Origin of the sequence: Brachyspira sp. G79 (assembly GCF_002379365.1) — a bacterium.
In the GTDB taxonomy this organism is placed as follows: domain Bacteria; phylum Spirochaetota; class Brachyspiria; order Brachyspirales; family Brachyspiraceae; genus Brachyspira.
Map to the genome: position 1 here is coordinate 2,354,691 of NZ_JQIU01000008.1, position 12,665 is coordinate 2,367,355.

A 12,665-nucleotide genomic window follows, 5' to 3' on the forward strand; every position below is an offset into this window, starting at 1 on the left:
GCATTTTTTAAAGAAATATATTCTATACTATGAGATAAAAAGTATTCTCTATTTTGAGTTATAATGTATGATTTAAATGTCATTTAATTAAATATCTTTTTTATTTTTTAATAAATAATAAACTATAAACATCAATTATTATATAATAATTTTTTATATAATCAAATAAAATGTTTATCGGATAATGAATAATAATGCATAAACAAAAATAAATTCTATTATTTTGTTTCAAATCCGTCAAGAGTAAAATTGTATGTATCGCTGTCTGGAAGTAATTTTAATGTAATCAAAGCTGTATTATTATATTTTTCTTCATTAAAACCATTTAAAGGTATTTCTATGGTTATATCTTTTCTTAATACCAAATTAGAAAATTGTGCTCCTATCCATAAATAAAAATTAAGATTAAACTTTTCACTGCCTTCATTATATTCAAAGTACATATTGTCAAGTTTTATATATTTTCCAGTGGTCATAGTTCTTCCCAAATCATTATTACTGCACATATAATATCCGCCGTTAAAATCAGCATTATATGTGTCTGTTTTATTATTGAGGCTTATTTGAATTACACTTGAATACATACTGTCATTTTTTACAAAATATTTTGAACTGGAAGAGCCTTCTATTTTTAATTTAAAATTCATAGTTTTTTTAAGTATTTGTGTATTATTATTTTGTTCACTATTTGAAGTTTCTGCTGAATTTTCTATGCTTTCATTTCCTGAATTGCCAGAATTTTCATTATTCTCGCTATCCGAATTTTCAGTGTTTTCATTTGAAGTATTATTACCAATAGGATTTAATGGTTTATAATTGCAGCCGTATATGAAAAGACATGCTGATAATAGTATAATTAAAAATTGCTTCATAAACAAAAATCTAACAAATTTAATCTTTTTTGTCAATAGTTTTGTTATATTTAAAAGACATATAATGTAAAGCTATTGTAAATTCATTAATAATGATATAATATTTAATTTTAAGTAAATATTTGTTGAAATAAATTTACATTGAATATATACTTATTAGTAATTATTATTAATAAAAACAATATAAAATTTATATAAATTTCAGGAGGTTCAATTTGAGTTGGATAGGTGCTATTATATTACTGAGTGTATTAGTATTTGTTCATGAGATGGGACATTTACTAGCTGGCTTAGCAGTTGGAATAAAGGCTGAGGCTTTTTCTATAGGTTTTGGTCCTATACTTTTTAAAAGAGAAATTAAAGGAATAGATTTCAGATTTTCGCTTATTCCTTTTGGAGGATACTGCAAATTTAAGGGAGAGATTTCTGAAGACGGTAATGTAGAAGAAGGTGATTTTCTTAATATGTCGCCTTTAAAAAGAATAATAGTTTATTTTGCTGGTCCTTTCTTTAATTATTTATTTGCATTTTTACTTCTTACAATATTGGTATCTTTGCCTTCAAAAATAGATTTATATTCGCCTACTGTATCAGTATTCAGAGATGGTAAATACATGCATTCAAAGTCTGGTATGACATTAGCATATGAATATGGCTTGCAAAGTGGGGATACTATTACAGCTATAAACGGCGTAGAAGTAGAATCAGATAATGATATATTAAAAACTATAAATGATGAGGCAATACAGAAGGCTGCTGAAGAAATAGTTTTCAGCATTAACAGAAACGGTGAAGATATCAATATAACTATACCTTCTGTTGAAATGCTTAAGGCTTTGAGCGGAGAGAGAGTTTTAGGTTTATATTTCGGAGATGACCTTATAATAAAAAATGTAATCGCCAATTCTGCTGCTTCTGAGGCTGGACTTATGGCAGGAGATAAAATAATAGCTATAAATGGTATTAGTGCCGACAATATAGCTGATTTCAGACCAATAGTTATGGATAATGCTTCTCAAAAAATCAACATAACAGTCATAAGAAACGGAGAAGAGATTACAAGAGAGGCTATACCAAAGCCAGTATCTTCAAAAACTATAGGAACTTACGGAAGTTTGGGAGTAGAGTTTGACAGCACTCCTATGAGAGTTGAAATAGTTGAAGGCATACCTTTTCCTAAGTCAATACCAGAGGCTTTTAAAGAAACTGGTAATTATTTGGTTTCCTATATAAACGGACTTAAACTTCTTTTTACTGGTAAATTATCAGTTCGCGAGAATTTGGGCGGACCTGTAAGAATTATACAGATTTCATCACAGGTTATTTCTGTTGATATAGAATACAGACTTAGAACAATACTTTCATTTACTGCTACTATAAGTTTAATACTTTTCTTAATGAATCTTCTTCCTCTTCCAGTAGTAGACGGAGGTATGATAGTATTTTCATTTATAGAGCTTATAATGAGGCGTCCTATAGACAGAAAAGTGCTTACAAAAATACAGGCTGTAGGTGCGGCATTTTTAATAACACTTGCGATATTTATAACTATTAATGATATAACGCAGCTTTTTAGATAAAGGTTTAGTTATAAAAAATATTTTTAGAGAATAAATGATTGAATATATAATTAAGAGGTTTGTTTTTTTAGCAGACCTCTTTTTTTATAATTTTAATTAAAAAAATTAATAGGATAATTCAATACTTATATTTGTATAATAACAAACTTTACTATATAATACTAATTCAAAAAAATAATCAGGATAATTATAATAAAATGAGCGAAAATTTAAAAAATGAAATATTAGAACTTGTAAAAAGTGAGGATATAATAAAACCAACCAGATATTTAGGCGGCGAGATAAATGCTATAATAAAACCAAATATGCCTTTTAAATTCGTTATGTGCTTTGCAGATATGTACGAAATAGCTATAAGTAATTTAGGTCTTTCTATACTTTATGAGGTTATAAATTCCATTGAGTATGCATCATGTGAGAGAGTGTATGCTGTTGCTGAAGACTTTGAAAAACTTTTAAGAGAGAAAAATATACCGCTTTATACTTTGGAGACTTTCAACCGAGTAAAAGACGCTGATGTTTTGGGATTTACTTTGCAGTATGAGCTTATATATACAAATATACTTCAGGTACTTGAATTAAGCCAAATACCTATACATAGAGATGAAAGAGGAGAAGATGTACCTATAATAGCAGCAGGAGGACCTAGTGTATTTAATCCTTTTCCTTTGTATGATTTTATTGATGTGTTTTTATTCGGCGAGTTTGATATTGAGATGAAAAACTTTGTTGATATAATTTATAATCTCAAAAAAAACGGTGCAAAAAGAGATGATATATTAAAAGAGCTTTCAAAACTTGAGTATGCCTATGTACCTAAATACCCAAGAGATAATGTTAAAAGAATATTCGTTGAAAATATTAATGATATGCCTTATGTTAAAAAACCTTTAGTTCCGCTTGTAGAGGGTATACAAAACAGAATATCTGTCGAAATAGCTAGAGGCTGTACTCATAGCTGCAGATTCTGTTTGGCTGGTATTACTTATAGACCTGTAAGAAATCGCACTATAGAAAAAATTGTAGATATATCAATGGAGTCATTGGAAGCTACTGGAGCTAGTACACTTAATTTATTTTCGCTTTCTGCTGATGATTATCCGCATATCGCTGATTTGATAGAGTATTTGCAGACACTTGGAGAGCATAAGGGATTTTCTCTATCTCTTCCTTCTCTTAGAATAGATTCATTCGATAAAGACACTGCAAATAGAATAGCACAGTTTAGAAAGACAGGACTTACATTTGCACTTGAAGTAGGAAGCCATGAATTAAGAGAAAAAATTAACAAAGAAATGGACGAAGATGCTATATACAATATACTTGCCGATGTTCAGCAAATGGGCTGGAAAATAGTAAAGATTTATTTTATGATAGGCTTTACTGATAATCCAGAGAAAGAAGCCGATGAGATAATAGAAGCACTTGAAAAGATGATTAAAGTGTCAAAAAATAAAGTAAAAATCAATGCAGCTATTAATGTATTTATACCAAAGCCTCACACACCTTTAGAAAATAATAATCAGCTTACAGATGAAGAAGCAATTACTTATATAGGAAAGGTGAGAGATCATTTCAGAGGAACTAAAGTAGCTATAAAATATCACCCTCCTAGAATGGCAGAAATTGAAGGTATAATATCGAGAGGCGATGAAAAAATAGGTGATATTATTTACAAAGCATACAAAAAAGGTGTAAGATTTGATGCTTGGGTTGAGCATTTTAATTATGATACTTGGAAGGAAGTAATAGAAGAAAGCGGATATACTATAAAAGAATTATTAAGCAAACAAATAAATATGCCTTGGAAATGTATTGATACTCTTGTAAGTCAGAAGTTTTTTGATAAAGAATATGAGAGATTTCAAAATGGTAAGTTTACAGATTACTGTTTTACAGGTAATTGTCAGAACTGCGGCATAGACTATAAAAAATACTGCCATAAATACAAAAAAGAAGTTTTGAATACAAACTTTACTAAAATGGTTGAAGAATTAAAAACATTGAAAAAACGCGACATATTTGCTGTAAATTATAAAGTATTTATGAAGTTCAAAAAAGAGGGTATATCTTCATTATTAGGTATGCATGATTTATCACGTGTGATGATATGTGCTTTAAAAATCGCAGGTGCTAGCATATCATTAAGTAAAGGTTTTCACCCGTTAGAGAAAGTGGTATTTACTCCTCCAACTCCTTTTGCATGTGAGAGTGATGCTGAGTATATGGAAGTGAGTTTAACTGACTCTATAGACATAGACCTATTAAAAAATAAAATTAATAACTTGCTTTCTCATATAGGTATAGAAATAATCAGTGCCGTTTCTACTCCTACAAATGCTAAAAATATACAATCTCTTCCCAAAAACACAGTTTATAAAATTATAACAAGTGATGATAAAAAGGCTTTTGATATACTTTCGAACAAGGAAGATTTAAAAGTAAGTGAAGAGCGAAAAGGCAATTATTTAATTATAAATAAAGATAATAATTTGCTTGTAACTCTTTTAGAAAGCAGTGAAAAGGCTATGAGGGTGCGGGACATAAAAAGTTATCTCTTGAAAAATAATATTAATATAAAAAATATCAGAAAATTGGAACTTGTATAGATAACGAATATTGTTTTTAATAATTAATTTATAGTTTTTTACTCTTTATAATATCTATTTTTATATTTTGTAATTATTTTTTATAGATATATTCTTATAAAATTTTCAGTATATACCTAAATAACTATAATTTGTTAAATTTTAGTTGTTTATAAATGTAATTATAACTTATAAATAGCATAAAGTCGGACGGCAAAAGAAATTGTGGCACTGCACGACTATGAAACTACACAAATATCCAAATTAAAAAAGTAATTTTTGAAAAACTGCATTTGTTTAGGTATATACTAATTAAATTACTTTTCATAATTAATGAAGTTGAAATTTTTTTTACTTATACTAAAATAAGTATAGATCTGTGATTTTAGAATAGAGTTGTTTCAAACTTCTTTTCAAAAATACTCAGAACTTCATACAGTTGTAAAAGAATTGCGATTGCTAAAGATAAACATTAAAAATAGTGTAATTACAATGCTAATATTATAAAACGGAGAACTCATAATGATAAAAAATTTAACAAAAATACTTTTATTTAATATTTTTATTATTCTAATATGTTCAAGCATTGCCTACTCAGAAAACAATAAAATATACGTGATAAAAAAACAAGATTTTCAGGAAGTTGACCGATGGTATGCAGGTTATATAAAAAAGGCAATAGACAAAGCGGCTGAAGATAAAGCTGACTTAATAATATTAGAGCTTGATACACCAGGAGGACTTCTATCTTCTGCCCTATCAATAAAAAACTATATTATAGAAAGCAAGGTTCCAGTTGCAGTATATATCAATAAAAATGCATTATCTGCAGGGGCTTTAATATCATTAAGTGCCAAAGAAATTTATATGTCTGACGGCAGTGTAATAGGAGCTGCAACTCCAGTATACTTAAATGGAAATGAAAGTAGGAAAGCATCTGAAAAAGAGATAAGTGCTATGCGTGCAGCTATGAGAGCTTCGGCTGAAACTACTAAAAAAAATATAAAAGCAGCTGAAGCTATGGTTGATGAAACTATTGTTTTAACAAAAGAAAATGATGGTATTGATTTGGATAATAAAACTCTTCTTACTTTAAGTGCTGATGAAGCTGTAAGTATAAATATTGCTGACAATAAGGCTAACTCCATAGAAGAGATTATAAAATTAAAAAACATGAATGATAATTATGAGATAATTACAGTTGAAGAAGAAAAGTACGATATAGTATTGAAGTTCCTATTAAATCCTTTTGTACTAAGTATATTAATATCAATAGGTATAGCTGGAGTATATTTAGAAATAAAAACTCCAGGCTTTGGTATTGGCGGAGTAACAGCAATAATTGCTTTTGCTATATTTTTCTTTGCTCAGTTTTTATCAGGAGACAGTAATTTTCTTGCACCTGCAATATTTGTATTAGGTCTAATACTTCTAGGTGTAGAAATATTCCTTATACCTGGGTTTGGAATCACTGGGATACTTGGTATAATTGGTATATTTTCAAGTATATTTATATCATTTGGTATTCAGAATATAGCAATATCTGTTATAGTTATATTTGCATCTTTAATAATTGATATTATACTTATAGTTTTAATAGCTAAGTTTGTAGTCAAATCTAAATATATGAAAAGAACTGTAATACTTACAGATGATACATCTGGATATAATACAAGCGTTTCTTATAAAGATTTGCTTAATAAAGAAGGTATTGCTGATACTTATTTAAGACCATCTGGATTTATTATAATAGATGATAAAAAATATGATGCTATAAGTGATGGAGAATTTATAGATAAAAATAGTAAATTAAAAGTCATATTAGTAGAAGGCAGTAAAATAGTAGTAAAAAAGATTAATAATTAATTAGTTTTTAATATACAAAAATATAAGCTGGAAAATATTAAATTCCCAGCTTATTTTTATATAAAAATATATTTAAGCAAGAGAACTAAAAGCTCTAACTGAAGAAATATCTATTCTAAGCTGAAGTACATATCTTTTACCGTCACGTCCTATAGCATAAGTATATCTGCTTGATAAAGGCGATATACCGCTCATTTGCTGGCTCATTTTTTGAGTATTAACTGCATTTTGAGGTTCTGTGTCTATTCTCTGAGGATTTGCTTGAAGCTGCTGTAAAGACTGAGCATTATTAATTTTATTAACTGTCATACCAATACTCCTTTATTCAGTACTTTAGTTGCTAGTATTAACGGTAATATAATGAAAACCTTAATTATTTTAAATTAAGTTTTAATCTTTTTTTATTATCTTTATATACAATGATATAAAATAATTAACACACAAAAAATGTATCAAATGTATTAAATTATACTTTACATTTTATTTACATAAACACATTTTTTGTAAAATTTGTTTATATATCATTTACAAAATAATAATATTATGCTATACTATATTATATAGAGATGATATAAAAACTAATATAAGGAGGAAACAGAATGAAAAAATTAGGTTTTATAACATTAATAACTATGTTTATTGTTAGCATTAATTTATACTGTTTTGACTTAATAGAAGATACATTTGATTTCATATTTGATGATTTAGCCAAAATAATAGGCATAGTAGTAATAATAGCTGCGGGGATTTATTTCTTTAAAAAGTATATAAAAAAAGATAATAGTTCCAACAACAAAGAATGAAAGTATAAAAGAATAAGAAAATAAATTGGAGAAAGTAATTAATGAAAAAGTTATCAATTTCGGTTTTAGTATATGCTTTTCTTATTATACAAAATAATCTGTACTGTTTTGATTTAATAGATGATGCTTTTGATTTTATAGAAGATATTGGAAAGCTAGTAGGAATAATACTTATGATAGCTGTCGTAATGTATTTCATAAAGAGATTTCTCAAAGATGACAGAACTTCTGGAAATATAAGAAGAAATGATGATGATAGAAATTACAGGAGAAGACGCGATTACTATGATGATGATTATGAAGATGACAGAAGAAGAAAAAGAAGATATGATGATGACGACTATAATGATAGAATGAGACGATACGATGATGAAGATGATAGAAGAGTAAGAAGGTATGATGATTATGATGATGATAATAGAAGAAGCAGAAGATATGACGATGATAACAGAGATGTAAGAAGGAGAGCCTCAGATACTGTATCAGAGCGTCAGTATGAATATGATCTAAGAGATTATGACAGAAGAGAGAAAAGACTTCCAAACAAAATTGATGATGATCCTAGATATGAAAAAGTATATGAACTAAAGCCTGAGTATAAATTAAAATCAAACATCAATAAAAAGAAATAAAATAATTATTTGAAGGTCTTATAACTATTTATTTAAAGGAGTAGTGTATGAAAAATAATATAATATTAAAACCTGCTGTAATTGCATTATCATTGTCTGCTTTAGCTATTATATCAATAATAATTGCTGTAGGATTTTTTGGTATACCTTATAATGTTTTTTATTTATTATATAATTTGGAGAATATAGCTGAAGCAGTATTATTGTTATCAATAACAATAGTTGTTTTTGCTTTCTTAATATACTTTATAAAAAATATTTATGATAAAAATACTAATAATAAAAATAAAGAAAATGATGAAAATATAAAAACAGTTAATAAAACTAATGAAAAAAATAAAAAAGTTTTAATTATTGCTTTAGTTGTTTTTGCATTATTATTAGCTGCTGCATTATTTATATTTGCAGGAAGATTTTTCGGTGTATATTATATACTTCATAATTTAGAAGATATTTTTGAAGTCATATTTAAGTTAGCATTTACTGCAGCGGCTATAGCTTTTTTAGCAGTATTTTTCAAAAAAGTTTGGAATAAGATTTAAAAGTTAACAATTAATAAAAGGCAGTGTTTAAAAGGCATTGCCTTTTTTATTAATATTAATAAATAAAGCATTAATATAAAAATTATTTATAACTTCAGATTTAGAAAATATTAATAATACTTTAGACTATATCATAAGCACAATACCTGCTAAATATAACCTTAACATGTATATGAATATATAAAAAGAAATGGAACTATGTGTGTTTTAGGAATACCACCTCATAATGACAGCCCTTCACTAGATATAACAGATTTAGTTATTTTTAATGGAAGCAGAAAAATATTTGGCTCTCTAATATGAGGGATAAAAGAAACTCAGGAAATGATTGACTATTCTGGGCTAAATAATATATATCCTATGGTAGAAATAATTAGAAATAATTAATGCCGATACCGAGACTATATCCGATGCTTACAATAAAGTTATTAACTGGGAAGTAAAATTTAGATATGTAATAGACATGAAAACTCTTAATAATAATTAATCTCTTATATCTGCAGGAGTAAATCTAACTTCTGCAGATTTTTTATAATAATACAATAAATCTAATACATATAACTCGATTTATAAGTACTTGCTAAAATTATATATAAAATTTTAATAATTTATTATTTGGCATACATTATATAAAAAGTACGCATAACATTGGAAAATAAATTTGAACGACTGCAAAGCCTAATTATAAAATAGTATCAATACTTATTAATTTAGTTTAAAAACAATTATAATAAAAAATTAAAATAAAAAAGCAGACCTATCAAATAAGCCTGCCTTTATATTAAATTAATATTATTTATTTTTATGTCTGTTTTATATTTGCTCTTCAAAGAAAGATTTGTATATGCTTTTAATAGCCCTATTCAAATCACTGTCTTTTACGCCTATCATAATACTTACTTCGCTTATACCTTGATTAAGCATTTCAATATTGATATTAGATTTTTCCATAGAATGCATAGCTCTTGCAGAAACACCTACACACTGCTGCATACCTTCACCTACAAGCATTATCAAAGCAAGACCATGCTCAAAATAAATATTATCAACATTAAGCTCATCACGCACACGCTCATATATACGTTTTTCTTTTTCTTCAGTAATAGCAGAGTTTCTAACAATTACTGATATATTATCTATTCCAGAAGGAGCATGCTGATAAGGTATATTTTCATCTTCTATTATCTCTAAAAGTTTTCTTCCGAAACCTACTTCTCTGTTCATCAAGTATTTACTAACATAAAGACAAGAAAAATCATTTTCCCCAGAAACACCAACTACAGGATTAATATTTTTATTTCTGTTTGCTACTATTCTTGTTCCCTTAGCAGAAGGATTATTGGTATTAAGTATATGTACTGGAATGTTTGCTTCATAAACTGGCTGCAAAGCTTCTGCATGAAGAACGTTAAAACCGCCGTAACTTAACTCTCGCATCTCTCTATATGTAAACTCATCTATAAGTTTAGGATTATCAACTATATTTGGAGCAGCAGCAAATACACCGTCAACATCGGTAAAGTTTTCGTATACTTCGGCATTTACCGCTTTAGCCAAAATAGCACCAGTAATATCGCTTCCGCCTCTAGGGAAAGTTACTACATCTCCTTTTTCAGTATATCCAAAAAATCCCGGAAATATTACCAAAGCAGTTTCATCTTTTAATTTAGCCAAATTAGCATAAGATTTCTCAAGCACAGCCGCATTGCCAAACTCTTCTGAAAGTAAAAGCCCAGCATCTTTAGGATTAACATATTTAGCTTTTACACCTATAGAGTTAATATATGCCGCAATTACTTTGGCAGATAAATCTTCACCCAATGCCTTTACACCATCTATAAACTTAGTAGGAAGGCTTTTATCTTCTGCTATTCTATTTAAAATATCATTTTGCATCTCTTCTAAAAGTTCATGAGAGAGCGAAAGTTCATCTATAATATTTTTAAATCTTTCGATAATAATTTTTAATTCTAATTTTCCGTCCTTACCAGAAATGATAGTTTCAGCAAGAGTAATAAGCAAATCGGTTACTTTGGTGTCTTCCTTCAGTCTCTTACCTGGAGCAGATACTACAACAATTCTTCTGTCCTTATCGGCTAGAACTATATCCACAACTTTTTTTATTTGGCTTGCATTTGCAACTGAAGAGCCTCCAAATTTTGCTACTTTCATTTTACTTAAATCCTCCATTTTTTCTAGTAAAAATTACTATATATGATAACATAAAGTAGTTTTTATTTCAATTAAATTAATAAAGTTTTTTATAAAAAAGAGAGTTTAAGTCCATACTCATTTGAATGATGTTTTATACTGTATGTTTGATTATGCTCAAGGAGTTTTATTTTTAATTTTTTTTCTTTAAATATATTTGAGTAATTTTTTAGAATTAAAAAATCTTTTTTATATATATCTTTTTATATTCTTTTATTAGATAAATCTTTTCTCATAATTAAAGGATTAGTTATTTCATTTATTACAAAATATAAATATATTTTGTTAATCTCAATGCTTTTAAAATAAGAAAATACTGCTAAAGCCCTTAAGCAGGCACCTTCAAGCTGTTCTGCTAATTTTTTATCATTCTTATATGCAATACTAAATTCAAATATATGCATATCATATAATTTTGATGCTGTTTCCTGAATAATAACTTTGTCAGCACATTTTTGATTTTTTAAATATGGGAATAATTTATTACCTTCTAATGTTTTTATAGCTAGAGATTTATTAAAAACTTCTATATTTACAGAAACATTTTTATCTTCTAAAAAATATTTATTATTATCATATTCATAAAAAAATTTTTCATCAAATACTTTGCTTAAAACTTCCCTAAAAACTTCAGGATATTTTTCATACCATTTTATCATTATAATTCTTCCTGAAAATCGTATATTTCATCTGATATTTTTTTTAATACTTTATTGAAAGTAGGAACTTCAAAACCATACTCTGAACTTTCTAATTCAGTAACTTTTGTAAATCCGTCTTCTTCAATATCAAACTGATACATTCTCACCCTATCTTCTGAAATCAAATCATCATCATCATATCCGTATTTATTCATCAAATATTTTTTTCTTTCTTCATTATTTGAATTTAATTTAATCATATTATTTATATGCTGAACAATTGTATCGCTATGAGTTGTTATAAGAATATTGATATGCCTATTAACTAATTTAATAAATACTCTAGTTAACTGCTGCTGAAGTTCTGAGTGAAGAGAGATTTCAGGCTCTTCCATAATAAATCGTTCTTTAATAAAACCATATTTCAAAAATAAATATAATGGTGCCGTTTCTGTTATAACAGCAGATGATAAATACCTTGGAAATAGTAAACCTTTATTAAAATTAGGTATATAATAAATTCCACCTGTTTCCTGATTAACATTTATTTTACCGTCTATTATATTATCTTCTATTAATGAAACTATTTCTTTAAAGCTATCTTCCTCTTTTATTTTACCTGAAAGGTCTATTAATTTTTTTAAAAAAATCCTGCCAAGTATTTAGTAAAACTTCTTCATTCTCTAAACCATTTATTCTATTAGATTTATCTATATAAGATTTAAATATATCATTTTTAGTAGCTAATAATCCAGTTCTTGATACAGGTAAGAAAATTATATCTGAACTCATATATAACAATATATCAAAATAAACCCTTATCATAAAATTAATTACAATATTTATGATATAATATTTATTTTCCTCTAAATCACTATAACTAATACTTCCATCACAATCAAGTTCTATATGATAGACCTCTTTATTATC

11 protein-coding genes and 1 pseudogene are annotated in these 12,665 nt (G+C 27.1%); 6 read left to right on the plus strand and 6 right to left on the minus strand.

All coding sequences use genetic code 11. The features are described from left to right. Nucleotides 1-218 precede the first annotated feature (218 nt). Entirely contained in the window at nt 219-872 is a 654-nt protein-coding gene (locus KQ44_RS11860) for a hypothetical protein (RefSeq protein ID WP_096737584.1), read from the minus strand. 215 nt (nt 873-1,087) lie between these two features. Here KQ44_RS11860 and rseP point away from each other — a divergent pair, with 215 nt between their 5' ends. The 3 genes from rseP to KQ44_RS11875 all read left to right on the plus strand — a co-directional run bounded on the left by rseP (nt 1,088) and on the right by KQ44_RS11875 (nt 6,906). Next, nucleotides 1,088-2,452 carry an RIP metalloprotease RseP gene (gene rseP / locus KQ44_RS11865; protein ID WP_096737585.1) on the plus strand — a complete coding sequence of 455 codons (1,365 nt, stop codon included), beginning with the start codon at nt 1,088-1,090 and terminating at the stop codon, nt 2,450-2,452. A gap of 197 nt (nt 2,453-2,649) precedes the next feature. Further along, on the plus strand, nt 2,650-5,061 hold the full coding sequence (locus KQ44_RS11870) for a TIGR03960 family B12-binding radical SAM protein (RefSeq protein WP_096737822.1): 2,412 nt from the start codon (nt 2,650-2,652) through the stop codon (nt 5,059-5,061). A 501-nt stretch (nt 5,062-5,562) separates the two neighbouring features. After that, the gene (locus KQ44_RS11875; RefSeq protein ID WP_096737586.1) at nt 5,563-6,906 is read left to right on the plus strand and encodes an NfeD family protein; all 1,344 of its coding nucleotides are present in this window, start codon (nt 5,563-5,565) and stop codon (nt 6,904-6,906) included. Nucleotides 6,907-6,978: 72 nt separating this feature from the next. On the opposite strand, the gene KQ44_RS11880 is transcribed toward KQ44_RS11875, so the two are convergent. Continuing rightward, nucleotides 6,979-7,215 carry a hypothetical protein gene (locus tag KQ44_RS11880; protein WP_096737587.1) on the minus strand — a complete coding sequence of 79 codons (237 nt, stop codon included), beginning with the start codon at nt 7,213-7,215 and terminating at the stop codon, nt 6,979-6,981. 290 nt (nt 7,216-7,505) lie between these two features. Here KQ44_RS11880 and KQ44_RS11885 point away from each other — a divergent pair, with 290 nt between their 5' ends. Genes KQ44_RS11885 through KQ44_RS11895 form a run of 3 tightly spaced genes read left to right on the plus strand, consistent with a single transcriptional unit; the run spans nt 7,506 to nt 8,883 of the window. Further along, complete coding sequence (locus KQ44_RS11885) at nt 7,506-7,709, plus strand: hypothetical protein (protein WP_096737588.1); 204 nt, start codon at nt 7,506-7,508, stop codon at nt 7,707-7,709. 41 nt (nt 7,710-7,750) lie between these two features. Continuing rightward, a complete protein-coding gene (locus tag KQ44_RS11890) occupies nt 7,751-8,341 on the plus strand; it encodes a hypothetical protein (RefSeq protein WP_096737589.1) in 591 nt (196 codons plus the stop codon). A gap of 47 nt (nt 8,342-8,388) precedes the next feature. Continuing rightward, on the plus strand, nt 8,389-8,883 hold the full coding sequence (locus KQ44_RS11895; RefSeq protein ID WP_096737590.1) for a hypothetical protein: 495 nt from the start codon (nt 8,389-8,391) through the stop codon (nt 8,881-8,883). An 813-nt stretch (nt 8,884-9,696) separates the two neighbouring features. Here KQ44_RS11895 and KQ44_RS11900 read toward each other — a convergent pair. From KQ44_RS11900 to KQ44_RS14500, 4 genes and pseudogenes are all read right to left on the minus strand, one after another. Further along, on the minus strand, nt 9,697-11,055 hold the full coding sequence (locus tag KQ44_RS11900) for an aspartate kinase (RefSeq protein WP_096737591.1): 1,359 nt from the start codon (nt 11,053-11,055) through the stop codon (nt 9,697-9,699). A gap of 242 nt (nt 11,056-11,297) precedes the next feature. After that, the gene (locus KQ44_RS11905) at nt 11,298-11,753 is read right to left on the minus strand and encodes a hypothetical protein (protein ID WP_240516626.1); all 456 of its coding nucleotides are present in this window, start codon (nt 11,751-11,753) and stop codon (nt 11,298-11,300) included. Next, the gene (locus KQ44_RS11910; RefSeq protein WP_143277865.1) at nt 11,753-12,397 is read right to left on the minus strand and encodes an AAA family ATPase; all 645 of its coding nucleotides are present in this window, start codon (nt 12,395-12,397) and stop codon (nt 11,753-11,755) included. Before KQ44_RS11910 ends, KQ44_RS11905 begins: the two co-directional genes overlap by 1 nt. Further along, nucleotides 12,351-12,665, minus strand: a pseudogene (locus tag KQ44_RS14500) (hypothetical protein); the annotation flags it as partial. The gene KQ44_RS11910 and the pseudogene KQ44_RS14500, both read right to left, overlap by 47 nt.